Source organism: Synechococcus sp. WH 8016, assembly GCF_000230675.1.
Classification (GTDB): Bacteria; Cyanobacteriota; Cyanobacteriia; order PCC-6307; family Cyanobiaceae; genus Synechococcus_C.
Window position 1 is genome coordinate 620,149 of record NZ_AGIK01000001.1, and the last position, 25,846, is coordinate 645,994.

General features: G+C 55.5%; 29 protein-coding genes. 17 read left to right on the top strand and 12 right to left on the bottom strand.

Annotated elements, in window-relative coordinates; translation table 11 throughout:
- Positions 1 to 188: 188 nt before the first annotated feature.
- The gene (locus tag SYN8016DRAFT_RS03215; protein ID WP_006852817.1) at positions 189 to 1,877 is read right to left on the bottom strand and encodes an iron uptake porin; all 1,689 of its coding nucleotides are present in this window, start codon (positions 1,875 to 1,877) and stop codon (positions 189 to 191) included.
- 360 nt (positions 1,878 to 2,237) lie between these two features.
- Positions 2,238 to 2,465: an NAD(P)H dehydrogenase assembly family protein gene (locus tag SYN8016DRAFT_RS03220; RefSeq protein WP_006852818.1), complete on the bottom strand. Its 228-nt coding sequence runs from the start codon at positions 2,463 to 2,465 to the stop codon at positions 2,238 to 2,240.
- Between the two features lie 56 nt (positions 2,466 to 2,521).
- On the opposite strand from SYN8016DRAFT_RS03220, the gene SYN8016DRAFT_RS03225 reads away from it, so the two are divergent.
- From SYN8016DRAFT_RS03225 to SYN8016DRAFT_RS03240, 4 genes are read left to right on the top strand one after another with little or no spacing between them, the layout of a single operon-like run.
- Complete coding sequence (locus SYN8016DRAFT_RS03225; protein ID WP_006852819.1) at positions 2,522 to 3,094, top strand: biotin transporter BioY; 573 nt, start codon at positions 2,522 to 2,524, stop codon at positions 3,092 to 3,094.
- Complete coding sequence (gene lspA / locus SYN8016DRAFT_RS03230; protein WP_006852820.1) at positions 3,091 to 3,579, top strand: signal peptidase II; 489 nt, start codon at positions 3,091 to 3,093, stop codon at positions 3,577 to 3,579. Before SYN8016DRAFT_RS03225 ends, lspA begins: the two co-directional genes overlap by 4 nt.
- The gene (locus tag SYN8016DRAFT_RS03235) at positions 3,560 to 5,737 is read left to right on the top strand and encodes a transglycosylase domain-containing protein (RefSeq protein ID WP_006852821.1); all 2,178 of its coding nucleotides are present in this window, start codon (positions 3,560 to 3,562) and stop codon (positions 5,735 to 5,737) included. Before lspA ends, SYN8016DRAFT_RS03235 begins: the two co-directional genes overlap by 20 nt.
- Positions 5,734 to 7,329: a YcjF family protein gene (locus SYN8016DRAFT_RS03240; protein ID WP_006852822.1), complete on the top strand. Its 1,596-nt coding sequence runs from the start codon at positions 5,734 to 5,736 to the stop codon at positions 7,327 to 7,329. Before SYN8016DRAFT_RS03235 ends, SYN8016DRAFT_RS03240 begins: the two co-directional genes overlap by 4 nt.
- A gap of 90 nt (positions 7,330 to 7,419) precedes the next feature.
- Here SYN8016DRAFT_RS03240 and SYN8016DRAFT_RS03245 read toward each other — a convergent pair whose 3' ends face one another.
- Positions 7,420 to 8,856: an aminotransferase class V-fold PLP-dependent enzyme gene (locus SYN8016DRAFT_RS03245; protein WP_006852823.1), complete on the bottom strand. Its 1,437-nt coding sequence runs from the start codon at positions 8,854 to 8,856 to the stop codon at positions 7,420 to 7,422.
- A gap of 63 nt (positions 8,857 to 8,919) precedes the next feature.
- Between SYN8016DRAFT_RS03245 and SYN8016DRAFT_RS03250 the strand changes: the two genes are divergently transcribed.
- Complete coding sequence (locus tag SYN8016DRAFT_RS03250; protein WP_006852824.1) at positions 8,920 to 9,453, top strand: nucleoside deaminase; 534 nt, start codon at positions 8,920 to 8,922, stop codon at positions 9,451 to 9,453.
- On the opposite strand, the gene SYN8016DRAFT_RS03255 is transcribed toward SYN8016DRAFT_RS03250, so the two are convergent.
- Together SYN8016DRAFT_RS03255 and SYN8016DRAFT_RS03260 are read right to left on the bottom strand one after the other, a co-directional pair.
- Complete coding sequence (locus SYN8016DRAFT_RS03255) at positions 9,383 to 10,567, bottom strand: alanine--glyoxylate aminotransferase family protein (protein WP_038013725.1); 1,185 nt, start codon at positions 10,565 to 10,567, stop codon at positions 9,383 to 9,385. The two genes, SYN8016DRAFT_RS03250 and SYN8016DRAFT_RS03255, sit on opposite strands and share 71 nt — an antisense overlap.
- A 109-nt stretch (positions 10,568 to 10,676) precedes the next feature.
- Complete coding sequence (locus SYN8016DRAFT_RS03260; RefSeq protein WP_006852826.1) at positions 10,677 to 11,201, bottom strand: allophycocyanin subunit beta-18; 525 nt, start codon at positions 11,199 to 11,201, stop codon at positions 10,677 to 10,679.
- 233 nt (positions 11,202 to 11,434) lie between these two features.
- Here SYN8016DRAFT_RS03260 and glnA point away from each other — a divergent pair, with 233 nt between their 5' ends.
- The gene (gene glnA / locus SYN8016DRAFT_RS03265; RefSeq protein WP_006852827.1) at positions 11,435 to 12,856 is read left to right on the top strand and encodes a type I glutamate--ammonia ligase; all 1,422 of its coding nucleotides are present in this window, start codon (positions 11,435 to 11,437) and stop codon (positions 12,854 to 12,856) included.
- Between the two features lie 250 nt (positions 12,857 to 13,106).
- On the opposite strand, the gene SYN8016DRAFT_RS03270 is transcribed toward glnA, so the two are convergent.
- Positions 13,107 to 13,343 (bottom strand): hypothetical protein, encoded by a 237-nt coding sequence (locus SYN8016DRAFT_RS03270; RefSeq protein WP_006852828.1) that lies wholly within the window; start codon positions 13,341 to 13,343, stop codon positions 13,107 to 13,109.
- Between the two features lie 192 nt (positions 13,344 to 13,535).
- Here SYN8016DRAFT_RS03270 and SYN8016DRAFT_RS03275 point away from each other — a divergent pair, with 192 nt between their 5' ends.
- The 4 genes from SYN8016DRAFT_RS03275 (at position 13,536) to SYN8016DRAFT_RS03290 (ending at position 17,469) form a co-directional block, all read left to right on the top strand.
- The gene (locus SYN8016DRAFT_RS03275) at positions 13,536 to 15,038 is read left to right on the top strand and encodes an arginase family protein (RefSeq protein WP_006852829.1); all 1,503 of its coding nucleotides are present in this window, start codon (positions 13,536 to 13,538) and stop codon (positions 15,036 to 15,038) included.
- Positions 15,028 to 16,623, top strand: a complete 1,596-nt coding sequence (locus SYN8016DRAFT_RS03280) for an urea transporter (protein ID WP_006852830.1) — start codon at positions 15,028 to 15,030, stop codon at positions 16,621 to 16,623. Before SYN8016DRAFT_RS03275 ends, SYN8016DRAFT_RS03280 begins: the two co-directional genes overlap by 11 nt.
- Positions 16,624 to 16,813: 190 nt before the next feature.
- Positions 16,814 to 17,191 carry a hypothetical protein gene (locus SYN8016DRAFT_RS15610; RefSeq protein ID WP_216725569.1) on the top strand — a complete coding sequence of 126 codons (378 nt, stop codon included), beginning with the start codon at positions 16,814 to 16,816 and terminating at the stop codon, positions 17,189 to 17,191.
- 101 nt (positions 17,192 to 17,292) lie between these two features.
- A complete protein-coding gene (locus tag SYN8016DRAFT_RS03290) occupies positions 17,293 to 17,469 on the top strand; it encodes a hypothetical protein (protein WP_006852832.1) in 177 nt (58 codons plus the stop codon).
- Between the two features lie 165 nt (positions 17,470 to 17,634).
- Here the strand turns inward: SYN8016DRAFT_RS03290 and SYN8016DRAFT_RS14855 are convergent, their stop codons facing one another.
- Both SYN8016DRAFT_RS14855 and SYN8016DRAFT_RS03295 read right to left on the bottom strand, forming a co-directional pair.
- Positions 17,635 to 17,823, bottom strand: a complete 189-nt coding sequence (locus SYN8016DRAFT_RS14855; protein ID WP_141561331.1) for a hypothetical protein — start codon at positions 17,821 to 17,823, stop codon at positions 17,635 to 17,637.
- A gap of 226 nt (positions 17,824 to 18,049) precedes the next feature.
- Positions 18,050 to 18,316 carry a hypothetical protein gene (locus SYN8016DRAFT_RS03295; protein WP_006852834.1) on the bottom strand — a complete coding sequence of 89 codons (267 nt, stop codon included), beginning with the start codon at positions 18,314 to 18,316 and terminating at the stop codon, positions 18,050 to 18,052.
- A gap of 151 nt (positions 18,317 to 18,467) precedes the next feature.
- Between SYN8016DRAFT_RS03295 and SYN8016DRAFT_RS03300 the strand changes: the two genes are divergently transcribed.
- A complete protein-coding gene (locus SYN8016DRAFT_RS03300; protein WP_006852835.1) occupies positions 18,468 to 19,523 on the top strand; it encodes a class I SAM-dependent methyltransferase in 1,056 nt (351 codons plus the stop codon).
- Between the two features lie 75 nt (positions 19,524 to 19,598).
- Positions 19,599 to 19,913 (top strand): hypothetical protein, encoded by a 315-nt coding sequence (locus SYN8016DRAFT_RS03305; protein WP_006852836.1) that lies wholly within the window; start codon positions 19,599 to 19,601, stop codon positions 19,911 to 19,913.
- A gap of 15 nt (positions 19,914 to 19,928) precedes the next feature.
- On the opposite strand, the gene SYN8016DRAFT_RS03310 is transcribed toward SYN8016DRAFT_RS03305, so the two are convergent.
- Complete coding sequence (locus SYN8016DRAFT_RS03310) at positions 19,929 to 20,201, bottom strand: hypothetical protein (RefSeq protein WP_141561333.1); 273 nt, start codon at positions 20,199 to 20,201, stop codon at positions 19,929 to 19,931.
- Positions 20,202 to 20,275: 74 nt separating this feature from the next.
- On the opposite strand from SYN8016DRAFT_RS03310, the gene SYN8016DRAFT_RS03315 reads away from it, so the two are divergent.
- Entirely contained in the window at positions 20,276 to 20,530 is a 255-nt protein-coding gene (locus SYN8016DRAFT_RS03315; RefSeq protein ID WP_006852838.1) for a DUF6439 family protein, read from the top strand.
- On the opposite strand, the gene SYN8016DRAFT_RS03320 is transcribed toward SYN8016DRAFT_RS03315, so the two are convergent.
- Entirely contained in the window at positions 20,490 to 20,996 is a 507-nt protein-coding gene (locus SYN8016DRAFT_RS03320; RefSeq protein ID WP_006852839.1) for an ATP-binding protein, read from the bottom strand. The genes SYN8016DRAFT_RS03315 and SYN8016DRAFT_RS03320 overlap by 41 nt on opposite strands.
- 63 nt (positions 20,997 to 21,059) lie before the next feature.
- Positions 21,060 to 21,773, bottom strand: a complete 714-nt coding sequence (locus tag SYN8016DRAFT_RS03325; RefSeq protein ID WP_006852840.1) for a GUN4 domain-containing protein — start codon at positions 21,771 to 21,773, stop codon at positions 21,060 to 21,062.
- A gap of 40 nt (positions 21,774 to 21,813) precedes the next feature.
- Here SYN8016DRAFT_RS03325 and mnmH point away from each other — a divergent pair, with 40 nt between their 5' ends.
- From mnmH to SYN8016DRAFT_RS03345, 4 genes are read left to right on the top strand one after another with little or no spacing between them, the layout of a single operon-like run.
- The gene (mnmH, locus tag SYN8016DRAFT_RS03330; protein ID WP_038013242.1) at positions 21,814 to 22,869 is read left to right on the top strand and encodes a tRNA 2-selenouridine(34) synthase MnmH; all 1,056 of its coding nucleotides are present in this window, start codon (positions 21,814 to 21,816) and stop codon (positions 22,867 to 22,869) included.
- A 29-nt stretch (positions 22,870 to 22,898) separates the two neighbouring features.
- A complete protein-coding gene (psb28, locus tag SYN8016DRAFT_RS03335) occupies positions 22,899 to 23,285 on the top strand; it encodes a photosystem II reaction center protein Psb28 (RefSeq protein ID WP_006852842.1) in 387 nt (128 codons plus the stop codon).
- Positions 23,282 to 24,361 (top strand): AI-2E family transporter, encoded by a 1,080-nt coding sequence (locus tag SYN8016DRAFT_RS03340; RefSeq protein ID WP_006852843.1) that lies wholly within the window; start codon positions 23,282 to 23,284, stop codon positions 24,359 to 24,361. The genes psb28 and SYN8016DRAFT_RS03340 overlap by 4 nt, the downstream gene beginning before the upstream one ends.
- Positions 24,358 to 25,425, top strand: a complete 1,068-nt coding sequence (locus SYN8016DRAFT_RS03345) for an AI-2E family transporter (protein ID WP_006852844.1) — start codon at positions 24,358 to 24,360, stop codon at positions 25,423 to 25,425. Before SYN8016DRAFT_RS03340 ends, SYN8016DRAFT_RS03345 begins: the two co-directional genes overlap by 4 nt.
- On the opposite strand, the gene SYN8016DRAFT_RS03350 is transcribed toward SYN8016DRAFT_RS03345, so the two are convergent.
- Positions 25,357 to 25,839 carry a flavin reductase family protein gene (locus tag SYN8016DRAFT_RS03350; protein ID WP_006852845.1) on the bottom strand — a complete coding sequence of 161 codons (483 nt, stop codon included), beginning with the start codon at positions 25,837 to 25,839 and terminating at the stop codon, positions 25,357 to 25,359. The two genes, SYN8016DRAFT_RS03345 and SYN8016DRAFT_RS03350, sit on opposite strands and share 69 nt — an antisense overlap.
- Positions 25,840 to 25,846: the final 7 nt, after the last annotated feature.

Below are 25,846 nucleotides of genomic sequence, written 5' to 3' on the forward strand. Positions count from 1 at the left end.
TGAAACTTCGTCAACGGAATTCTTCTTTAGCTTAGCCAACCAGCACCCCGTCTGCACGTTTGTCTATGCCCATCTTTCGAGAAAGTGATTGGTGCCATGCAGCAAGGAGCACAAACAAAAAAGACCCTCAGCAAGAGCAGAGGGTCTAAAAATCAACAATCTTAGTTGAGATAGATTCTAGGCAGCATTTAGAATTTAAATGTTGTCTGGACCAACCCACCAAAAACATTGAATTGGCCATCGTAGCCACTTCCGTTCTTCACGAAAGCTTGTGTGTCCTGTCCCTCAGGACGAGATAGATAAAACAGTGCTGGTGTAATAGCAATGTTATCTGTCACCTGGAAGTTGTAATACAACTCGAAGACATAGTTGCCATCGTATGGAGTATCACCACCCTTAAGAGCCGTCGCAAACGTAGGTTGGCCAACAGCAAAGCCAAGATCATTGCCTTTTAAGAAGACATCATCCCACTTAAGGCCAGCCATCCAGCTCTGAGTCGTCAAAGGAGTTCCATCTGCCTTGTCGTTAGAACTCACCGTATTCAAACCCCAACCAAGAGAGATGGAGGGAATGAAGCCTGGATCTTCAGGAGCCCAGTAAGCATTAATCGCGTAACTGTTCGAGCTGCTGGCACGACGAAGTGAATCTTTTTCGCCATATTCGCAGTCATTGTTCCAGTCATCAGACTTTGCAAAACTGGTTCCACGACGGAGGCCATTACCGCTATCGCATTGCCCATAGCGGTAGCCAAGAGCGACACCCCAGCGAGGACCGGCGTAACCCACTTGAGCCATCAAGCTGGCTTCAGAATTGGAAGTCATGAAACCTCCTTTATTGGGGTCAGAGATATTTCCATTCTTGTCATCAGCAACATAGTTGACAGAGACACTGAAGTTGTTATCTCCCTTGTCAACTTTCTGTTGCCAATAAGCACCAATCAGCTGTCCAGTTTCTTTGTTGTAAACACCACTGGTTCCCATCAATGCCGTCCAATCAAGGATTTTGGCACCACCTTTATTATACTTAGAAGGCCACAGAGCGATCGACTCAGTATTACGAGCAACGGCACCAGCAATCACGGTGAATTGATCGCCTACAGGAAACTTGTAGTAAAGGCGGTCAACAATCACATTATTGCTGAGAGCGCTGTCAACAGCACCCGAGTCGGTCGCAACGTCCAGTGCGGCGAGGTTTACACCTGCACCAGCAAAAGCATTTTTGCCCTTTTTAAAGTTGCCAGCCCGCAAACGAGCAAGCAATTTATCTTTGCCTGTAAAACTAGTATTAAAAACTAAGCGTTGATCGTAGTTGAAAGTGGTAGCACCAAAAGCACTGTTGTAAGCATCAGCGCCAGCCTTGCTACCACCAGCATTCGTCGCACCGATCACAAAGGTGGATTGTCCCTTCAGTTTGGTGGTGGTGGAGAACTGAGTTGCTTCCAGTTCGCCAACGCGAGCTTCCAAACCGTCAACACGGCCCTTGAGGATGGCGAGTTCCTTTTCGAACTCTTTCATCAGGCGCTTCAGCTCGTCGGTCACTTCGGTGACGCGGTCGAGACAAGCGTTCAACAGAGCAGCCGCTTCATAGCGGGTCATTGCCCTGTTACCGCGGTAGGTGCCGTTGGGGTAACCAGCCACACAGCCGTAGCGCTCGATCAGGTTGCTAAGTGCCTGATAAGCCCAGTCGGTTGGGTAAACGTCGGAAAACTGAGTGATGCTGGTGACTTGCTCGCGGCTGTTCGATGCAGAGCTGGCGGCGTAGTCAGAAACACCGTTGATGTTCAGCTCAGTCGCTTTGAAATCAGTGGCGTTTGCAGCCACAGGAGCCAAAAGGCCCAGGGCCGCTGGGGCCACCAGCAGTTGACGGAAAAGTTTCATTTTCGGTCCTCACACCAAAAAATATTGAGGGAATGAACCCGCCAAAAGTTTATTCGGCAAGCAAATAATAACCTGTATGCAAGACATCAACAGGCTGTATCCCTGATTACAAGCATTTCAAACCCCGCTTCTTTGCCGATCTTTTACTAACAATTAACTTGCTCTTAACCAAAAACGATTCAGCACCCTGATCAATTCAAATAAGGATTTTAAGCCAAAGAATCCATAGCCATATAGAACACTTATTTAAACAGTCTTGAACAAGCTTCTTGCAACGCGTGCGCCTGCCGAACAGGCCAATCACTGGCTCTGATGTGAGCTGCCTGTCTGGAATTAAGAACAAGGGAACGCGACGAGTCCTTAACGTTCCTCCTCTGCTCCAGCGGGACACAAGCGATTGATCGGAATTAAAAAGGTGCCACGTCGGAAACGCACTGCAGCAATCTCGAGGGGATGGAGAGCAACCACCGCTCCGGATTCATCACTGCCAACGAGATCGGAAGGCCGAAGCATTGGCATTGGATCTGCCGTTTTGAGATAGGGCATCGGGCTGATCAGTCGGACTTGGTCACCGATGGAAACGGTCATGACACCTGGGCAATCACCCTCTCCTACAGCAGGATGGGGGCAGCTGTTATTTAGCCGTGCGGGCTCTTGCCACTTGGAGCGGCGCGATCGCGGGACTTCTTCTCATCCTTGTGGGCAGTTTGATTCCTGCCGCCGTCTTGCTGCCCGTTGCAGAGCTTCCTCCCCGATTGCTGAGTTTGCCCAGCACCTGGCAAGTGCCAGCACTCCTGCTGTGCGCCCTTGTCTGCGGCCCACGATCGGGCGTGATGGCAGCGGTTGCCTACATCACCGTGGGGTTGGTTGATCTTCCGGTCTTCCATGACGGTGGTGGTTTGGACTACGTGCAAACCCCCGCCTTTGGCTATCTCGCTGGCTTTGTTCCAGCAGCCTGGCTCACGGGACGTCTTGCCCATCAAGCAGGGATGAACGACTTAGCGCGCCTCACGTTGGCGGGCATTGCCGGCGTCATCACAATTCAGCTATGCGGAATTCTTAATTTGCTTCTCGGAACGGTTTTGAGCCGTTGGAATGAATCACTTCCTGATTTGTTGTTCAGTTACAGCCTCGGTCCCTTGTTGGCCCAACTGACGCTTTGCGTGGCCATTGCCCTCATTGCGCTGCCCATTCGTCGTTTGCTCTGGATCGAATGATCAGCCGCAGCAACCGACTGATCCGGCGTCGCACAGTTGTGTTGATCAGCCTGTTGATCCTGCTGATGGATCAAGCGTCCAAATATTGGGCTCGATTCCACCTGCTTCCAAATTTGTCGCAGCCATTCCTCCCTGGATTGCTGCAGTTGCGGCTGGTACGCAACACCGGTGCCGCCTTCAGCATGTTGAGTGACTCCACAGCCCTTCTCAGCGTTCTCAGCCTGCTCGTTTCGGTTGGTTTGCTGGGCTGGATCTGGCGATCCAAGCGACTTGATCTTTGGTTAGGTCTCGCCCTGGCCTGTCTGCTGGGAGGAACGCTGGGCAATGGCATCGACCGCTGGCAACTGGGATATGTCACGGACTTCCTCGAGCTCGTGCCATTCCGTTTTCCCATCTTCAATGGCGCGGACATCGCCATCAACGTCGCCGTCCTCTGCTTCGCCATCGACGCTCTCTCCCAACGCAATGGACAAGCGAAATCCTGACGGCCCCTGGTCAGCCCAACTGATCATTCATCAGGAAGATCAGGAGGATCGTTCCATTGCCTTGCATGGCGACGGCTATCGCATTGGCCGCGATGGTCCTCTGGAAGTGAGCATCGATCATCCAGCCGTCAGCCGCCAACACGCTGTGCTGCAACGTCAGGGGCGGCACTGGATCCTTCAAGATTTGGATTCCACCAATGGCTTGTGGTGGAAAGGCAGGCGGGTCAAGCAGCTGGAACTACGCGATGGAGACGTGGTTCAGTTCGCGCCCTCCCTAGACGCCACGGCTCCCTTTCTGCAGTTTATTGACGCAGCAGGGCGACGTCGCCATCGGATCGAACGCTGGTTGGGCTTTTTCGTATTGGGATGCCTGGGCGGCGGTGGTGCTCTGCTATTGCTCTCCCACATCACCATGCCGATCCGTGGGCAACTGGCACGCGTGCGCGGTCCTCTGGCCATCTACGACGGCAACAACCAACCGCTCGCCTCCGTTGACTCCAGTCGTCATCGCGAGCTCAAGTCGGTGAAGGCGTTCTCCCCTTTGCTCGTTGATGCTCTTCTGAGTAGTGAGGACAACCGCTTCTGGTGGCATCCGGGCGTCGATCCCATTGGCACGTTGAGAGCCTTCAGCACCAATTTGATCGGCGGACAGGTGCTAGAGGGCGGCAGCAGTCTCACGCAGCAATTAGCTCGCAGCCTGTATCCCGACTACGTGGGTGATGGAGACACCCTGGCGAGGAAATGGAAAGAGCTGCTCGTTTCCTTGCAGTTGGAAAGTCGCTTCAGCAAAAGCCAGTTGCTTCTCAGCTATCTCAACCGCGTGTACTTGGGCGTTGGTTGGGGATTCGAAGATGCCTCACGCGTGTTCTTCGATCAATCCGCAGCAGACCTCAATGTGCAACAAGCAGCCCTTCTGGTGGGTCTTTTGCCATCACCAAATGGCCACGATCCCTGTCAGTTTCCCCAGCGCGCTCTGCAAGCGCGGAACCGGGTGATCAACAAGATGGCCGATGGCGGTCGCCTCTCGTTGGAGCAGGCGCGACTGGCCCGTCGTCAACCGATTCAGTTAGCCAAAGCGGCCTGCAGTCGGGAGCAGGTGAGTCGCTCAGCACCCTTTTACACCGATCAAGTGCGCCGAGACCTCAAAGAGCTCGTGGGCCCAGACGTTGCTGATGAAGGAAATTTCTTGATCGAAACCTTCTTGGACCCGGTTCTGCAATCCGTGGTGGAGCGCCAGTTGAGCAGTTTGTTGGCCAACAGCGGAACGCTGGGTGTTCAAGAGGGGGCTGCTGTTGTGCTGGACAGCCGCACGGGCGGGGTTCTCGCCATCGCGGGAGGTCGTGATTACCAGGCAAGCCAGTTCAACCGTGCCTCGATGGCGATGCGGCAACCCGGCAGCACGTTCAAACTGATGACTTACTTAGCGGCCCTAGAGCAAGGCCTAACACCCACCGACACCTTGGATTGCAGCCCCCTGCGCTGGGGGGGGCAACGCTTTGACAGCACCTGTTCGGGCCAGCTCACGCTTGCCAGTGCCTTCGCCTCCAGCCACAACACCGCAGCATTGCGCTTGGCCCAACGCGTCGGCCTGGAACAAGTGGTGAGTTTGGCGAAACGCTTGGGCATCTCCACACCCTTAGACCCTGTTCCGGGCCTAGCCCTTGGCCAAAGTGAGGTGCGCTTGATTGAACTCACCAGTGCCTATGCCGCCGTCGCCAATGACGGCATCTGGCACCCCCCCACCACCATTCGTCGTTTGCTCGATGCAGAAACCTGTCGCTTGGATCGTCCCAGTGGCTGCGGCAGCCTCAATGGACATAGCGGCATTGGTCATGACAGCACTGGGGAGCGCCAAGCGGCCCGTCGTGTGTTGAAGGGACAGACAGCGCAGCAAATGCAGGGATTGATGCGATCGGTGATTCGCAGCGGCACCGGGCGAGCCGCCTCGCTGGGTGGACAGGAAGGCGGGAAAACAGGAACCACCAACGATGGCCGTGACCTGCTGTTCATTGGCTATGAGCCGAGTCGCCATTGGGTGCTGGGAATCTGGCTGGGCAACGATGACAACAGTCCCTCAGCCAGTTCCAGCGCCGTAGCAGCCTCTCTTTGGGGCCGGATCATTCGTGCCGCAGGACAGGGCGGTGTGGCGGGCCGATGAAGGGATCCAATCGCCTGATGTTGTTGGCTGCCGCAGGGCTGATTGTCCTGCTGGTGCTTGGACTGGTGCTTCAGGCGATTCGCAATCTGCTCTGGGATCTCAGCTATATCCTTCCGCCCTGGCTGGTGGGTCCAGTGCTGCTCATCGGCACCCTCCTGGTGCTTGCTTTTGTCATACAGATTGGCTGGCCCTGGTGGAAGGGATGGAAAAGCCGTCGCGGAGCCAACAACGCCAGCAGCACAGCCCCTTCACCGCCTGGGTCGCGTCGACAAGCAGCTGAACAGAGCCTGGAAAGCATTGATCGCCTTTTAGAGCGGCTTCAAGACGACGTAGCCCGGCAAGCGCTGCATCTGGAACGGGAGCGCGTTGCCCGTGAATTGGCCCGCGGCGATTTGGTGGTGGTGGTGTTTGGCACGGGCTCCAGTGGGAAAACATCCCTGATTCGTGCCCTTCTCCAAGACATTGTTGGGCGTGTTGGAGCAGCGATGGGCTCCACAACCGGCAGCCAGACCTATCGGCTTCGCCTCAACAAGCTGGAGCGCGGGCTGCAATTGGTCGATACCCCTGGAATCCTGGAAAGCGGCCTCGACGGAAGAGATCGGGAGCAGGAAGCCCGGGAACGCGCCAGCCGTGCCGACTTGATGTTGGTGGTGGTGGATGGAGATCTTCGCTCTGCCGAATGGGATGTGGTGCGCAGCCTTGCGGGCTTGGGCAAGCGCTTGATGTTGGTCTTGAACAAATGCGATTTAAGGGGAGAGGAGGAGGAAAAGCGTCTACTGGCCTTGCTACGCGGACGTTGCAAAGGCCTGCTGGCTGCTGAGGATGTGATCCCAACCAGCGCCGCTCCCCAATCCTTGCCAAGACCTGGCCAAAAACCCTGGCAACCTCCTGCTGAGGTGGCGGTGCTGCTCCAACGCATGGCCGTGGTGCTGCACGCCGACGGCGAAGAGCTCATAGCGGACAACATTCTTCTTCAATGCAGGACGCTTGGCGATAAGGGGCGTTCGCTGCTCAACCGCCAGCGGCAGACCGAAGCGCGACGGATCGTGGATCGTTACAGCTGGATTAGTGCTGGCGTGGTGGCAGCGACACCACTCCCCGGCATCGACTTGCTGGGCACCGCGGCAGTGAATGCCCAGATGGTGATGGAGGTCGCGAAGGTCTACAACGTGCAGTTAACCCGGGACAAAGCTCAGGAGTTGGCCGTCTCGGTGGGGAGAACCCTGGCAGGCCTTGGTGTTGTGAAAGGCGGGGTGGCCTTGATCGGCACCGCACTCAGTTTGAATCTGCCCACCCTGCTCCTGGGAAAAGCCGTTCAGGGTGTGGCTGCTGCCTGGCTGACGCGGATTGCCGGAGCCAGTTTCATCACCTATTTCCAGCAAGATCAAGATTGGGGAGATGGTGGAGTGCAGGACGTTGTGCAGCGGCACTACGAGCTCAACCGTCGCGATAGCGCCCTCAAGCGATTTCTCGACACCGCTCTCAGGCAGGTGGTAGAGCCATTGCGCCAGACGGCAAAGAAGCGCTTACCACCCCAACCAGGGCCTCGGGCGGGGGAGGACGCATCGGGCCCCGGGCATCGAGAACCGTGATCAGGGCCAAATAGGCCACGCCGATCAGCACAGACACAATCCCTGTGACGATGGCCACCCAGCGGCCGCGTTGCTGCTTGGGAGCCGCCATTAGGGCCGAACCTCCACGGATTGATTCAGAGCTGATGCCAGTTGATCCAACAAACCGTCATGGGTGTGGGGGTTGCCAAGGACAGCCTTGAGGTGATGCCGTCCCTGATGGAGCGGCCTCGATACCATGATGCCCTGGCTGAGCAAGAGCCGGCGTGTCTCGATCGACCAGCTTTCGTGCTGCTGCGCCTGTCCTCGTTGCGGCCGACAGGCGAGCACATGCAAAGGGCCCGAGAGAATCATCAGCCTGTTGGGATCCAGTTGTTGCTGGAGGTACTCACGGCGAGCAATCGCAGCGGACAACACCTGCTCAATTCCCGATTCACCAAGTTGCCGCAAACCAAGCCAGAGTTTGAGCACTTCCGCGGGACGGCTTCCCTGCAAACCCAGTTCTCCGCCGTGATCGTGCTCGAGGGCTGGCTCCATGTAGGGAAGACCTGTGGAGAAAGCTTCGGCCAGAACGGAGGGATTGCGAACCAAGAGAAGCGATGAGGTCTTTGTGATGCCGAGAACTTTCTGAGGATTCACGGTGATCGAATCAGCGCGAGCAATCCCATCGAGAAGATGGGTGCTGGTGGGACTAAGAGCAAAAACAGCCCCTATCGCCCCATCCACATGCAGCCAACGACCCAAGCGGCTGCAGAGATCAGCCAACGCAGAAACAGGGTCGATGGCTCCTCGCACCGTGGTGCCTGCTGTCGCCACCACGGCGATACAAGGGCGACCTTCTCTTGAAAGCGCTGTTAATTCATCCTCCAATTGCTGCAGATCAATGCGTCCTTGCCCATCCACCGGGATTTCACGGACTGCGTCGTTTTGTAGCCCCATCACCCGCGCTGCCTTGTGCCAGGACACATGCGCATCAGCACTGACCACCACCACCGCATCTGGCGTGTGGTCCAAGCCAGCGTGATGGCGAGCGGCCACCAAGGCGATCAAATTGCTCAGCGTGCCGCCACTTGCCGCAACACCAGAAGACCCTGCAGGAAAGCCAATGCGCTCAGCAAACCAGGCGCAAAGCTGCCGTTCGAGATGGCTCAAACTGGGAGACAGCTCTTCGGCCAAAAGGTTGTTGTTCAGCCCGGCGCAGATCAAATCTGCAGCGATCGACGCACTCAGCGGCGGCGGATCGAGATGGGCAATCGCCCCGGGGTGGGAAGGCTGAAACGCCCCATCCATCACCTGCTGAAGGTCATCCAGAAGTTGCTCCATGGTGCGGCCATGGGTCTGCGGAGCAGCATCTGGCAGCACCCGAAGTGCTGGCAAAGGACCCCTCTCAGCCGCCGAACCGATCCAGTTGCATAAGCGCTCGGAAGCACCCTCCAAAAACTGAAGGAGTTGAGGGTCAAGCGCATCGGGTGAAGCAAACGCCGAAAGAGCGACCGGTTCAGGATTCTTTGAAGGTCCGACCAAGAAGACAAGATGGGGAATGATCATTGTCCCCTGTGGTGGCACATTGAAGGGCCGGCAGATCCCCCGACGCGCAGAGCGAACAGCCTGATGGTGCAGTCTCCACTCGACCTATCTCCAACGCAGATGCAAGCCTGGATGGGACGTTTGATTGAACGCGCGCGTCGTTTCGGCGAACGGGGAGACGTTCCCGTTTGCGCCATTGTTTTGGATCAGCGAGGCCGCTGCATTGGCCATGGCATGAACCAGAGGGAGCTCAACAATGACCCGCTTGGGCATGCGGAGTTGATGGCCATTCGTCAGGCCTGCCTGTTGCAGGATGACTGGCGTCTGAATGACTGCACCCTGTTGGTGACCTTGGAGCCGTGTCCAATGTGTGCCGGCGCCTTGGTTCAAGCAAGAGTCGGACAGGTCATCTTTGCTGCCACGGACCCGAAGCGAGGAGCCTTGGGGAGCACGATCAACTTGGCGACTCACACCAGTGCACACCACCGAATGTCCGTGATCGGTGGTGTGCGGGGTGAAGAGGCAAAAGTGATGCTGTCGGGCTGGTTTAAGCAGCAACGGCGACGTTCTGTCGGAACTGGGGAAGCTCTGTTTCAAACAGATTCAACAACCTGCTGACGTTCTCGGGGTTGGAGTTGTAGCCCATCAGTCCGATTCGCCAGATTTTTCCAGCAAGAACACCAAGGCCGCCACCCACTTCAATGCCGTGGTTGTTGAGCAGATGTTGCGTAAAGGCCTTGCCATCCACATCATCTGGGATGCGAACGGTGGTGAGTGTGGGCAGCCGAAGCTCCTCGGGCACATGCATTTCGAGACCGATCGCTTCCAAACCGGACCAAAGTGCCTCAGCGTTGCTGAGGTGACGGGCCCAAGCCATATCCAAGCCCTCTTCTGCCAACAGCCTGAGCGCTTCACGCATGCCGAAATTCATATTGACCGGTGCTGTGTGGTGATAAACGCGGTCACTGCCCCAGTACTGATTGAGAAGGGAAACATCGAGATACCAATTAGGCACCTTGTCTTTTCGTGCGGCGAGCTTCGCTTCAGCGCGGGGTCCCATGGTGAATGGACCAAGACCTGGAGGGCAGCTCAGTCCCTTCTGACTACAGCTATAGGCCAGGTCAACCTTCCATTCATCGAGATAGAGGGGGACCCCACCGAGAGAGGTCACGGTGTCGAGCAGGAGCAAGCAATCGTGCTTGCGGCAGAGATCTCCGATTCCTTCCATCGGTTGACACACGCCGGTGGAGGTTTCGGCATGCACCATCGCCAAGATGGTGGGCTTGTGCTCAATCAGAGCCGCTTCAAGCTCTTCCTTGGTGAATGCCTCACCCCAAGGCTTTTCGATCACCTTCACATTGGCGCGGTAACGACCGGCCATGTCCACAAGGCGGTTCCCGAAGTAGCCCTTGACAGCGACAAGAACGGTGTCGCCGGGTTCAACCGTATTGGCAAGCGTTGCCTCCATGGCAGCGCTCCCCGTGCCGCTCATCGGCAAGGTCAAGCGGTTGTCGGTCTGCCAGGCATAGCGAAGAAGCTCCTGCACTTCGCCCATCAACTCCACATAGAGCGGATCGAGGTGGCCAATCGGAGTCCGAGACAAAGCCTTGAGCACCGTTGGATCGGCGTTCGAAGGTCCTGGTCCGAGCAGCAAACGATCGGGAGTGCTGATCGGGGCAATGGCCCTTCGGTGGGACGAGTCAACCGACAGGGGGGAATGCGTCGTCGCCAAAGCCAGGGTCACCAATTAATGGCCAGCAGCCTACGCATAGACAGGCCTAAAAAGGGAGCAAAACAGTTGCTTTGCAACGCCTCTCGTAACGAGATCAAGGATGGAGCGCTTAACGCTGGCTGATGTCGTTTGCGGAAAGACCTGAGGCCAGATGGTCGAAGGGCTTGCGAAGCATCAGGCAATCGCTCGGACTTGATCCCTCCGCCACCATGCGCTCGCAGAGAACATCGGCAAGCAGGATCATGCTGCGAACCGTGGGTCCTGTGGGAACACCCAAGCTCTTGTAGGTGTCGTCCAAGCCGTTCAGCACCCGTTCATTCAGGATCGTGCTGTCGTCGGCAATCAGGGCGTAACTAGCGTAACGGAGGAAATAATCCATGTCGCGCAAGCAAGCTGAAAGCCGCCGAGTGGTGTAGGCGTTGCCACCAGGCAAGAGCAGTTCAGGGTCGCCTACAAACAGTCTTTGACTGGCTTCTCTTACCAGCTCAGTCGCTTCGCGATTGATGAGCTCCACGGCCTTGAGTCGCAGCTCTGCTTGGCCGAAATAACCCTCGATCCGATCGATGGCCGATCGATCGAAATAGCGACCCAATTGGTCGTAACGGCCGATCAACCCGGTGATGGCATCACGCATGATGGGGGACGCTAGGGATCACTGGCTGGAAGGTAACACCACAAAGGTGGGCAGAACGCTTTCATCACCAGGGATCCAAGGAATTTGACAGAAACGGTTACCAAGCGCTGACCCGAGCCTCACCCAAAGACCTGACCAGGAGGGCGGCGGCGGCAAAAAGTGCGCATTGATACAAAACAGTGTCAGATCGATGCCTACGGTTGCGCGAGATACTCTCGGCTGCAGCCTCAACCATGGCTAAAACTGCTCAGGACGTCCTTCGTCAGATCAAGGACGAAGGGATCGAGCTGATCGACCTCAAATTTTCCGATCTGCACGGCAAGTGGCAACACCTCACCGTGTGCTCGGACATGGTCGATGAGGATGCTTTTCGGGAAGGCCTGGCCTTTGACGGATCCTCCATACGCGGCTGGAAAGCGATCAACGCTTCCGACATGTCCATGGTTCCAGACCCCGCCACGGCATGGGTGGATCCGTTTTATCGCCATAAGACCCTCAGCCTGATCTGCTCGATTCAGGACCCAAGAACGGGTGAGCCCTACGAGCGTTGTCCCCGTGCTTTGGCACAGAAAGCGTTGGCTTATCTCTCCAATACAGGGCTGGCAGACAAGGCATTTTTTGGTCCAGAGCCTGAATTTTTCCTCTTCGATGACGTTCGCTACAACTCAAGCGAAGGTGGGTGCTTCTACAGCGTTGACACCATTGAGGCTGGCTGGAACTCCGGACGGGTCGAAGAAGGCGGGAACCTCGCCTACAAAATCCAAACGAAGGAAGGTTATTTTCCTGTAGCACCAAACGACACAGCGCAAGATATCCGCTCTGAGATGTTGTTGATGATGGCCCAATTGGGGATCCCAATTGAGAAGCATCACCATGAAGTTGCTGGTGCCGGTCAGCACGAATTGGGAATGAAATTCGACGAACTCATTCAAGCTGCCGACAACGTGATGACTTACAAGTACGTCGTCCGCAACGTGGCCAAGAAGTACGGCAAAACAGCAACCTTCATGCCGAAGCCTGTCTTTAATGACAACGGCACAGGCATGCACGTTCACCAAAGCCTGTGGAAGGGTGGTCAACCCTTGTTCTTCGGGGAAGGCACCTACGCCAACTTGTCTCAAACAGCCCGTTGGTACATCGGCGGAATCTTGAAGCATGCTCCAAGCTTCCTGGCCTTCACCAATCCCACCACCAATAGCTACAAGCGACTCGTCCCAGGATTTGAAGCACCGGTGAATTTGGTGTATTCAGAGGGCAATCGATCTGCCGCCGTTCGAATCCCCCTCACCGGCCCGAGTCCAAAAGCCAAGCGCTTGGAATTCAGATCAGGGGATGCGTTAGCCAATCCCTATTTGGCCTTTGCCGCCATGATGATGGCTGGGCTTGATGGCATCAAAAACCAGATTGATCCTGGTGATGGCTTCGATGGTGACCTGTTTGAACTTCCCGCAGAGCAGCTTAAGGACATCGCCACCGTTCCTGCTTCTCTAAACGGAGCTTTAGAAGCTTTGAACGCTGATCATCACTACTTATTAGAGGGTGGTGTTTTCACCAAAGACTTCATCGACAACTGGATCAACATGAAGTACGAAGAAGTGCAGCAGCTGCGTCAGCGCCCCCATCCCCACGAATTCACCATGTACTACGACGCCTGATCGAAACGGTCCTCCCGTAGTATTCAGGCCTTAAACAAGCCTCCTAATGATCCCCAAAATGGGGATCATTTTTTATGGGCACAGATCGGCGTAAGCCAGTCAAACCTGCGTCAAAACAATGAAAAAGAAGATGCCAGTAACAAACCCCACAGTTATGACTACCCCGCACACCTTGCTATTAATTTGAATCGCAGTTAATGATTCAAGACATGGTCCATGGCTCAACCGCCAATGGATTCAGCCTGATCATTCATGCCTGCTTGGAGTCCTGAAGCAAAACCTTAAGCTTCTCCAGAATGTAGTCTCGCACTTCCGGATCTCCCACCAACCTCAATTCTCCAGTGAGAGGCCACCAGTTCAGCTTGAGATTACTGATGCCGTCATCGAAGAAAGCGAGCTCATAGGCACCTTTATGTTGCCAATGGCATGGAACGCCCAATTGCGCGACCAACGCCTGCAACTCCTCCAAACTCCCTTGAAAATCCATAAGGAAAACTTAATTTTAATGCTTTAACATTCCGCCCGTTCAACTTCTGTAGCCAATTTGACAATGACTTTGAGGTTTTAAGCGTCGAAGCCCATGATCTAGGGGCAACCATTCAACATCGCCCGTGTTGTTTGGAGTTGACACGCTTAAAGTCTTTTAATTCCTTTAAAGGCTCCTCACGAGTGCACGTCCATGTCAATAATCCCTCTCGAAACCGAGCTCTCCTCTCTTTACGCCCTCTTTGATATCAATGGCGATGGGGCCATCACGCCAACCGAAGTGGAGCAGGTGCTGAACTCCATGTCGGGGATCATCGCTGAACAGGAAGCCAAGGCCCTTCGCCAGTTCATAGATAGCCAAGCTGATGTCAGCCGAGAGGACTTTCTGCGCTGGGCAAGCAAGCAGCCTGGGCTGGGAACCCATCAGTTGTTGAGAGATCTGTTTCAGCTGGTCGATACAGATGGGAGCGGGTGTCTCAGTCACGATGAGCTTTCGTTGATGGTGTCGCTACTGGGCACAGCAGAAGCATCCATCGATTCCCAGGAGTTGCTGGAGAGGCTTGATCGCGATGGGAACGGACGGATCAGCGTTGATGAGTTTTTAACCCTGCTCGAAGACCACAACCGCCTCAATTGCTCCCTTGCAGACCTCAAACGTTTAAAGAAAAGCCTGGTCCAGATCAGCAGCACGGCTGGGCTGAGTGGAGTCAGTCTTGTGGAGGTGGACTGTGACCTGGGAGCGGGGAAACCCGGCGCAGGTGCAGGCATTGAAATGCTCAAAAGTGCTGTCAAACACCAACAAGATCTCCAAAAAATGAGCGCAGGCTTAATCGCCGAGATTCGAGAGGGGCAAACACCATCGGCCCATGCCGCTACCACAGGAAAAAGCACCACACCCCACGCTCGTCACATCAAAACCATCGCTGGCGTGATGCAGGACGCAGCGAATTTGGTGTGCAGCACGCTTCAGCAGCAGAGCTTCCCAATCGTCCTTGCGGGAGACCACTCCACCGCCGCCTCAACAATTGCAGGGATCCGTCGTGCCCATCCACAGTCGCGGCTTGGGGTGATCTGGATCGATGCCCACGCTGATATTCATTCTCCGTTCACGACCCCTTCGGGGAATATGCATGGGATGCCCTTGGCGATCGCCTGCGGGCACGACAACCTTTCCGAGGCGATGAATGATCCAGACCCTGTCACCCGACAACTCTGGAAGGATCTGCAGCAACTGCACGGTCTCGAATCTGCAGCGATCGACTTCGGTGATCTGATTTATGTCGGCGTCAGAGACACCGAGGCTGCTGAAGACGCCACCTTGGCCCGTTATTCCATCCCAGTGATCAGCACTGAGGAGGTGAGAGGCGATGGAGCCATCAATGCAGCCAACCGCTGCCTCTCCCACCTCGCCGACGTGGACCTGATCTATGTGACCTTCGATGTGGATGCGTTGGATTCAACGATCTGCAAGGGCACAGGCACCCCAGTCCCTGGAGGGCTCTGGGCCCATGAGGCCGTTCTCCTGCTGCGCAAGCTTCTCTCAGATCCCCGCGTGTGTTGCTGGGAAATTTGTGAAATCAATCCCTACCTTGATGAGCTAAACACCCTGGCCGAGCTCTCTTTGGGGATCTTCCGGGCTGGACTGGAGGTGCTCGAGGAGCGGTTCAGCTCGAGAGCTTCATCCCATGCAAGCTGACCCAGCATCGATCTATCAGCTCCTGCAAGCTCTCCTACCGCCGCCGCCAGCGCCGGTAGGAGGAAAGGGGTTGTTTGCTGAACAGCATTTCCAGGCGGGTCCCTGGGAAAGCGGTCTACGCAGCTTTTCCCAAGTGATTTTTATCAACCATCCTCTCAGTGGTGGCCTGCTGCTGCTGGCCTTTCTGATCCAGTCACCTTGGATGGCTCTCTTGGCTGTCTTAGGGATGGCTGCAGCAAACGCCGTTTCCAAGCTGCTGAATCTTGGCCAAAGCCTGCGCGATCAGGGAATCCATGGCTTCAACGGTGCCCTTGTGGGATGTGCTGCGGCAGTTCTAGCTGACTCCAGATCCGTGGTAGATGCCGGCCTGATCGCAGTGTTGGTGGCGTTCGGAGGCGGACTCACAACGCTGATACTCGAACTGTGGCGACGCCGCTTTCATCGCCGCGGAGACCCGCCGGCGCTCACCCTGCCGTTCTGCCTGATCACCTGGGGACTGGTGGCCTTGGTGAGCCCTCAAATACCAGACAGCATCGAAACGGTGAAAGCGGCGGCTTCACCTGGCTTCGTTCAGGCGTTGGCTTTCGGCCTTCCTCACAGCTTCGGACAGGTGTTTCTCTGCTCCGACCTGGTGAGCGGGTGGCTCGTTCTCCTGGCGGTTGCGGTCGCAAGCCCCATCGCCGCCGCGCTCGGAGCGTGTGGCGCCCTGATGGGAATGATCACCGCCTTGGCAAGCGGAGCTGACAACGCTGCTTTAGCCCAAGGGTTATGGGGTTACAACGGCGTTTTGGTGGCGATCGCCCTCGGCGGTATCTTCCACGTGCCCGGACGCAGAACCCTGATCATCGCTCTCATTGGAGCCGGGCTTGCCAGCCTTCTACAGGGTCTACAGGGGATGTTTATGGGCAGCCTGCCAGCGCTCACTCTGAGCTTCGTGCTCACAACCTGGATGCTGCAGCGTCTGGCTGGCCGAACCCTGCCGGCACTGATTCCTGTGGCCCTGCATGCCGTTGTTAGCCCTGAGGAACACCGCAAACGGTTTCTGGAAGCGAGTGAATTGTTAGGAAGCTTCCGCCGCAACTTGCGACAGAGACTGGACGGCATGGCCCCCAACGCTGGGGGGGAACAGCCTCAAAGCGAGCTGAACAGCGAGATGCAAGCCCTTTTCGATGAGCTCGACCTGAACCGTGATGGCCACCTCAGCCTTGAGGAGCTTCGCCATGCGCTGTTGTCAGGCGGGACGAGCAAGCAAAGCCATCAGCGCCGAATCTCATCCCTCAACGATCAATTAACGGCAACGATGGCGTCGATGGATCTCAACGGTGATGGCCACATCGACTCCGCTGAATTCAGCCAGCTCATCCAACGCTTGCAACGACTCCGGCAGGGAGAAGAACGCCTGCTGCTGTACTTAATGCCCGTTGATGCCAATGGCAACGATCGTCTCGATCAAGAGGAATTAACACGTCTCCTGCAAAGCATCGGCCAACCGCCCCTAACCGCCGGGGAACAAGCGTTGGTGTTCCCAAACCAGCAGAAAAGTCTCAGCTGGCACGATTTCGTGGATCGCTTGTTGTTGAGCTAAGCAATGCTAAGGATAAAACAACTCAAAAAAATCCTTATAGCAGCCTAGTGATTAACTGAACTTTCAATGAGAAGACCCACCAATCGTTCGCTTGCTGTTTAGATAATCTCAGACATCAACATGATTGGGTTATTGTGATTGCAATAAAATAATGGCAAAGGCCATAGGGATATCCTCCATTCACCAGCCCATGAAACCCCTCGTCCCAATCTCCGCCACGTCACTGTTCTTGCTCACAGCACTCTGCTGGGCTCCTTCATCAGCACAAGCACAATGGCAAGGCGTCAATAAAAAAAAGTGGGCCGAATTGATCGAATCCGACATCCAAAAAGGAGCATCGGCAGAAACAATTTGCACAAATTCCACGAATTTTGCGACAACATCAAATGAAGATTCCTTCAAGAATTGGGCTTCGTCGATAGCACAAAAGTATTGCACCGAGGGAGTTGCAAAAACAGAAGCAACGGCTCCCATTGCCAACAATGAGGAAGAATGCCGTCTCGACAGTTCCGACATCTACAGAATCAGCCTTGGAGAAAAGGTTCTAAAGAGCAACAAGGGATGTTGATCTTCATTCAATTGAATGCATGAGCCCACTCAACATCCAAGGCAGAAAATAGATCCCATCGCATTCTGCTTCTCGTTAACGTGAGTTGCCTGGTGAATCCGATGACGATTCCATTTGGCGAGCACCAACCATCGGATGAGCAATCATCTCAGCTGTTCACTCCGCGCCTACGCAAATGGCTTGACGAGCGCTTGAGACATCTTGCAAGCCAACAAAGAATTCAAGATGCCAGAGCTTTGCGTAGCGAATTCTCCATTGAAGAGCTCTCCACGCGCTGACTTTTGATTGGCTGCGCTCCCTCAGAGTCGAGCAGGCCAGTGATGGAGAAGCGAATAAACTCTATTTGCGGTGGGGTTTCAATCACAAACAGGTATTCATCAATAAACCTCAATACAAGCAAGTTCAAGAATCTAGAAACCATATTGCTTAAAAAGCAACACCATCTATGAACTATTTCTCTTGGCGATCCAGTCACCAAGCGGTATCGCGATCAAACCACCAACACCCAACCAGACAATCCAGAAACCAATAAAGACCAAACCCGTTGGCTCTTCCGGGAATGGTAAATAGCGGTAATCATAGGGAAATGAAAATGCCCACACCCAATAAAAAACTTTGACGGAATTAGGCAAGGACTGACTACTAAACACCTAAGACGCAATAAGTCTTGAAGTAGCGAAGCTTAAGGCATTCCATGCTCAGACATGTCGCGGCTCCATGCCCGCAGCCAAAGCCCATAATCGTCTTGCTTTAATCGATCTTGACTGATAATGAAGCCAAGTGATTGCGGGGATATAGGGATGCTAACCAGTCCCTTTTGAGCCTTTCAATCAACGTCCAAAAGAGACTGGTGATGTCTCAGCTGTGGCGAAGGTGAGCCATGGCGCTGTCGTGAAGATGCTTTTGATGGGCATGGCGATTCGCCCAAACGCGCTGTTGAGCCTGAGCGCTATTGGAATCAAGAAGATCAGGATGCCCCTCGAGCTGAGCCTGACTCGATTGGCTCAACCTTTGCTCATGGGCGTGATGATCGGCCCAGGAGAGAAACTCAACAGCGGCCTTCTGGTGACGCTCCAACACATTGCCGCTGTAATCAACTGGGAGAGAACGAAGAACGGCTTTCATGACGCAAGGCCTCGTTTCGATGCAAATATTCTGTATCGGTTGATACGGAATTTGCATCAGCTTCACAATTCTTGCCGGAATGGCCTGACTTGCATCCTCGGTTGGATGGCCTCATCCATTGGAATAGGCGTATTGATCCAACTACAGCCCAATGGCGTCGAGCCTGACCGAAATCGCCTACCGCACCATCCAGCAGGGCCGGAGCCTGGCAGGACTGGCCCATAAGGAGCTGAGCACCAAAGCCATGGAGCTGTTGGCACCCGATGTCGTGCCCAGAACAGAACCGGTTCCTGACGCCTTGATGAATGAATTGCGACGCTCCTTGAGCGCGCTTCAGGACATCGATTGGCAGGAGTCAGAACAGGGGCTCTATCCCTCATCTTTGCTATTTGATATTCCCTGGCTGGAGTGGGCCGAGCGCTATCCCCGCGTGTGGCTTGACCTTCCCTCAAATTGGGCCAGGCGACGATCACGCAACGTCCAAGACATTCCCGATACGCACGACAAAGAGCTCTACCCGGATTACTACCTCCAAAACTTCCATCATCAAACCGATGGCTATCTCAGTGATCATTCCGCTGAACTCTATGACTTGCAAGTCGACATCCTGTTCAACGGATCCGCAGACTCGATGCGCCGCAGGCTGATTGCCCCCTTGAAGCGTGGCTTGAAGCGGTTTAGTGATCGCCCAGACGCCAGTCTGCGCATTCTCGACGTAGCGACGGGAACCGGTCGGACGCTTCACCAGATTCGAGCGGCTCTGCCAAAAGCCTCACTCTTTGGCCTGGATTTGTCTGAGTCCTATTTGCGTCAGGCCAATCGTTGGCTCAACAAGGGAAGCGACAGCCTTGTGCAGCTGCTTCAAGGCAATGCTGAATCCATGCCCTTTGGTGACGAAAGCATGCAGGCGGTGACCTGCGTTTTCCTGATGCATGAGCTTCCTGCTGAAGCGCGGCAGGCGGTTCTTAATGATGCCTATCGATTGCTTGAGCCCGGTGGAGTTCTTGTTCTCGCCGACTCCATTCAGCTCAAAGATTCACCGCAGTACAGCGTGGCGATGGATAACTTCCGACGGATCTTTCACGAGCCTTTCTACAGAGATTTCATTTCAGATGACATCGAATCACGCCTGAGCAACGCTGGCTTCACAGGGATCTCAGCTGAATCCCATTTCATGGTGAGAGTTTGGACTGCCAACAAGCCTTGAAGTGATTCCCTGACACACCCTTCTTGAGGGCGACCAACGCCCCATAAGGTGCAGGAACCCTTGCCGAGGGCCTTGATGATCAACCCTTTTTATGTCCGCTGGCTTCAAGGCTGGACATTTCAGTTGGTCCTAATGGAAGGCAAAGTGCAAGTGGAAGCGCATGGATTTGGAATCCGTATTCGTACCTCCCTTTTGCATGGCGAAACACCTCAGGATGCTGCTGATCGTCTCGTTCTCGAAGAAGACACGCGGCGCCACGCACTCCATCAAGCTTGGTTGAAAGGCCAGGCTGTTCCTGCCGACCACAATGAACTTCCTTCTTCTTCTGAAGGGCCTCTCACCGCGCCTGAATCGCTTGTGATTGTTCATCACAAAACCCTCGTTGGTTAAACCCAGGGATGCGCTCTAGCTGCCCGACGACAGCTTGGCCAAGACAAATCCAATCAACACTCCTGGGCCGCCCCAGCGAAGCGAACGCCAAAACTTTGGGGCCGTTGTTGGTTTAAAAATCCACTCAAATTCATCTTGCCCTTCAACAAGTTGTTGCAGCAGGTTGCGACGTTGCAATCGTCGCCTTGAACGGACATCGTTGGCTTCCCAACTCCTTGGCTGAATGTGAATCAGAGCGGCCAAGGCGTGTAACGGACGTAGCTGTTTGCGACGGGAACCTGATGCCATGAAAGCGTTCACTGTGCACGTCACAGCCATGGACGTGAAGCATCAGGATAAAGGCAACCGATCGTCAGAAGACCATGTCAACGGCTGAATCGCGCTGGCCAGAATCCGCCCCTGAACTGGCGCAGGAGCTTCATCGTTGCTTGAGTCTTGGCGACCGTGACTGGCATCGTTTAAAGACCGATGCCGACCGTCGCAGCGCTGAACTGATGGCTGCTGCTCTCTCTCAACTCATCCAGGGTGGAGAGCGCAACGATGTTGAGGAGCTCACCGAGCAAGCCCTGCGCTGGATCAGACGGGAACTGAAAGACCCTGGCTGTCCGCATCGTTGAGGGAGGTCACGCGAGACACGGGACGGCGGCATGCCAACTGAACGCGATTCCCGCGTCGACTCCAGCGCACATCGTCAAAACACTGATAAATCAAAAACAAGCCACGGCCTTGATTGGCTTCGATGCACTTAGGAAGCTCGCCAAGACGTGCATGGGTGGGGACTCCTTCCCCTTCATCCTGGATCTGCCAAATCATCCATTGAGGCGTGAGGATGCGGCGCACACGCAAACACTTGTTGGGATCGCCTGCGTTCCCATGACGCACAGCATTGACGAGAGCTTCCTGAAGACCGAGCTGCAGCCGACCGGTTGTCTCATCACATTCCACGGGATCGAGAAGCAACTCCAGCAAGGGAGAGAGTTGCAGCGTGGACGGAAGAATGAAATCAGCCCAGCGCGTTCGTTGAAACGAGGGGGTGAAATTAAAACTGAACGACCCTGAAGTCGATCCAAGCCGCGATGACATCAGGACCGAAGCATTCTGTTTTGACCATACCCCTCAATCCGATCCATGCCACAGAGCATTAACTCATTGACGAGCAACCAGGGACGGATGGTTGAGAAGGGCATCGATCAGTCGCACACCACGAAGCTGGTTGATCAGCGGCATGTGGCCTTCTGGAGCCTTCAATGACCAATCGAAGGCATTCGGATAACGCGTCCAGACTCCCTCCTGCTTCCAGCCAATCCGAGGCCAGAGCTTGTCGTAACGGCCATCGAGAGTGGCCAGCAAACGGGCCTGCACTGTGAACCCAAACCGGCCTTGGGAGTAGGCGATCCAAAGACGATCCATCGTGACAAGGTCCAGCCCCCTCATGGTCAAGACTTCGCTGAAATAGACGTATCCCCGCCGTTCAGCCTGCTCTCCGGCCAGCTTGCGAAGAAAAACGCTGGTGAGGCGATCAGCCTCTTCGAACCGTTCTTCGAGAAGGGCCTGCTGAAGGGGGGAATAATCCAGGTCCGATTCCGAACCTGTGGAAAACCATCCCCCAGAAGCACCGAAAAGAGGACTCAAGGCCGACGGTTGATGACGATGCAGGGTCTGCAAAATCCAACCAGCAGCCCACTCGTCTCCTTCACGATCAAAGGAGGCAAGAGCAGCCGCACCCATGGCAGCCAGCTGATCAGCCGCTTTCTCGACAGCTGGGATCAAGGAGCGTTTTTGTCGTGATGAGCCACTGGAGAATTTCTCTAGAAGCTGGTCGACGCTGAGATTGGATGAAGAAGAAAGACCAGAAAGCATGACGTACTACCGGCTCTAACTGGCTCGGCGTTATCCCACTATGTCAGGGATGGGATCCACAAACGTGAGCAATATCGATCAGTTTCGAGAAGCGCGCGGAACGCTGGTTGATGTGCGCACCCCCTCGGAATTTGCGCAGGGCCATTGGCCTGGAGCCATCAACATCCCTCTGTTTGACGATGAACAGAGGGCCATCGTCGGTCGCACCTACAAACAAAAGGGCCGAAAACAGGCCATCGAGCTCGGCCTGAGCTTCACTGGCCCAGCCCTTGTTGATCTTTCCAACGCTCTAACAAGGGCGGCTGGAGGCACGGACCAGCCGCTTCGGCTGTACTGCTGGCGGGGAGGGATGCGCTCAAACAGCATGGCTTGGCTCGCGGCTCTCCAGGACCATCCCACCCTTGTGCTGAAAGGCGGATACAAGGTGTATCGGCGCTGGGTGCTCGAACAATTTGAACGCCGCTGGCCCATTCGGTTGCTTGGTGGAAGAACGGGCACAGGGAAAACAGATCTGCTGATCGCCTTGCAATCTCTCAACGTGGCTGTGGTGGATTTGGAGGGGTTGGCTCATCACCGTGGAAGCAGCTTCGGTGGTCTTGGTCAACCCAATCAGCCCAGCACTGAGCATTACGAAAATGAACTAGCTGAAGCCCTAAATGGCTACGGGAAACAACACGCCCCTCAAATTTGGCTGGAAGCCGAGAGCTCTTCTGTGGGCTGCTGTCGCATCCCAAAGGCACTGTTCGAGCAAATGCAACAGGCACCGGTGCTCGAAATTCGCCGCAGTCTCGATGAGCGAATTGATCAGCTCGTGGATGTCTACGCCTGCCAAGACGCCGATGAGCTGTGCAAAGCGACGGAACGCATCCAGCGCAGACTTGGTCCCCAAAGGACACAAGCTGCCTTAGAGGCGATCAGAGATCAGCGCTGGCGCGATGCCTGCAGCGCGATGCTCGACTATTACGACCGCTGCTACGACCACGAGCTCAAACAAGCCCGCGACACAGCCAATCTTGATCTCAGTGGGCGCAATCCGAAGGATGCGGCAATCGAACTGCTGAACACCAGTCGCGTTGTACCGATCGATGCCCCTTAAGATCCCGCGTAGGTACTGGAGCAGCATTCATGGCAGACGGAAGCAAGGCAGTGATCCAGTTTCTGCGCGGAGTGGATGAACCCGTCGTTCCCGACATCCGCGTCACACGCAGCCGTGACGGACGCACGGGTCAAGCCATCTTCGTGTTTGAACAACCGGAAGCCCTGGCTCCTGAAGTCATGGAAGCGATCACGGGCATGTTCATGCTCGACGAAGAGGGCACGCTCGTGACCCGTGAGGTGAATGGCAAGTTTGTGAATGGCAAACCAAGCGCATTGGAAGCTACTTACACCTGGAAAAGCGAGCAGGATTTTGAGCGTTTCATGCGCTTCGCCCAGAGATATGCCGATTCCTCAGGTCTCGGTTATTCCCAGGATTCAGGCGAAGCTGCAGCGAGTGACAACGCGAACGGGTGAAGCTTCAACACTGGTTTGGACTTTGCGCTGTTCTGGCAACAGGCCTCCTTTTCTGGAGTCTGCGTGAAGTCCTGATCCATTTGTTTGCAGCCATCGTGCTGGCCATGGCTCTTTGCACCCTCGTTGGAGCCCTGCGTCAGCGCTGGAACCTTCCCCGACCCTTGGCATTGTTGGCCTGTGTTTTGGGTTTGGGGGTGATGGTTGCGGTGGCCTTAACCGTGATCGTGCCGCCGTTTACGAGTCAGTTTCAGCAACTCATTCTTCAGCTGCCATCGGCCGCAAAAGCGCTGAAAGAATTGCTTTTGCAGGCGTTTTCGTCAGTGAGCTCCTTGGTTTATGGCAGTGAGAGCTCCAGCAATTGGAGCCAACTGCTCTTCCCCAAAGGCTTGGCGGACAGCCCAGGTGGACCGGCCATTGCCTCCAGCGTGACAGGAGGCTTTTTGGGACTGCTTGGTTTGGCTGGCAATGTCGGCAGTGGTGTCGTGCAGCTTCTCTTCGTCATCGCCGTCACCTTGATGGTGGCAGTCCAGCCCCATGCCTACAAAAACGTTGGCATTCAGCTGGTGCCGTCCTTCTATCGGCGACGGGCACGGGTCATCCTCAACATGTGCGGCGATGCCCTCAGCAGCTGGATGATTGGCGTTTTGATCAGCTCGGTGTGCGTGGCTGTTTTAGCTGGCATCGGACTCTCACTCCTGGGAGTGAAGCTGGTGATGGCCAATGCCTTGCTCGCTGGCTTGCTCAACGTGATTCCGAATGTGGGTCCCACGCTCAGCACGATCTTTCCGATGTCCGTCGCCCTCCTCGATGCCCCTTGGAAAGCATTGGCGGTCCTGGGCCTCTACATCGTGATTCAGAACCTTGAGAGCTACGTGATCACGCCTTCAGTGATGCAGCGCCAGGTCAATTTGCTTCCAGGCCTCACCCTGGCGGCTCAATTTGTATTCACAGTTCTGTTCGGTCCTCTTGGCCTATTGCTCGCTTTACCCCTCGCGGTTGTGTTGCAGGTGCTCATTCGTGAAATCGTCGTTCACGATCTTCTCGACCCTTGGAAGAGGCAGAAACTGGCCTCATGAACGCTCGCACCCTGCTGATTGCCCTCACATCCATCCTGCTCACGTTGTTGTTGTGGCAGTTGCGCTGGGTGCTGCTGATTCTGTTCGGAGCCGTCGTGTTGGCCGTGACCCTCGACGTACCGATTCAGAAGTTGATGGAACGTTTCAGGCTCAAACGGCCCGTTGCGCTGTTGCTGGTTCTGGTCATCCTGTTCGTCGGCGGAACCTTGGTGGTGAAACTGCTCCTCCCAGAACTGCTGGGTCAATTCGAACAACTCACCGCGTTACTGCCCAATCTGATCGACAAAATCAAATCGATCATCGCCAGTCAACCCAGCCTGTCGGACCTCAACATCAATCCCTCTGAATCGCTGAGCTGGAAAGGGATACAACCCGTTGGAGCACAACTGCTTGGTTACGCCGGTGGTGCGGCGAACGGCTTGATTCAGCTGCTGTTGATGAGCCTGCTGGCGATCCTGCTCGCCCTGGATCCCCATTCTCATCGGCAGATGCTGATCGCCGTGAGTCCGCGTCCCGCAAGGGCTCAGGTCACGGAAATGCTCGATCGCTGCCGGGAAGCTCTCGGCGGATGGCTCGCTGGCATGACCATTTCAGCCACCGCCGTGTTTGTGCTCACCTGGACGGGGTTGGCCATCCTGGGTGTCCCTTTGGCACTGCTCAGCGGCTTGGTCTGTGGCCTGCTCACCTTTGTCCCCACGATTGGACCGACGGCAGCAACGCTTTTGCCGATGGGGATTGCGCTTCTGATCTCTCCAACCCTGATGGTGCAGGTGCTGGTCCTGCGGCTTGCACTGCAAAACCTTGAAGCCTTTGTGGTCACACCGGTGCTGCTCAGTCGCACAGTGAATCTCCTACCCACGGTGGCATTGACAGCCCAATTAAGCCTGGGAGCCCTGCTTGGGCTGCCAGGCGTGCTGCTTGCATTACCGCTCGTGGTGGTGCTTCAGGTGTTCATGCAGCAAGTGGTGATCAAGCAGATTATGGACCGCTGGGAGTTATCCCCCGTATTGCCATCCCGTGCTGCTGAGCTCAAGGGCAGCAGCATCACGGTGGAGAACCGCTGATTTCACTTCGCCAAGAAACACGGTGTGATCGCCATGGGCGAGTTCACCCACGAGCTCACACTCCACGGCTCCGAGGCCGTCCTTGAGGATCGGCAAACCCAACGCGCCCGTGGTGAACGGTGCGGACTCAAAGCGTCCGCCAACCGCTTGCTGAGGCTTGAAAAACACAGCAGCTAAATCCTTCTGATCGGCAGCCAATACGTTGAGGGAAAAGCGGCGCGTGCGCTGAATCATGCCGTTGCTAGTGCTATCGGCACGAACAGCCATCACCACAAGAGGGGGATCGAACGATCCCTGTGTCACCCAACTAGCCGTGAACCCATTGACTTGATCCCCTTCTGCAACACCGCAGATGAACAAGCCATGGGGGATTTTTCTAAGGAGGACTTTCTTGGCGTCGAGATCAAGCGACATCGTGTAT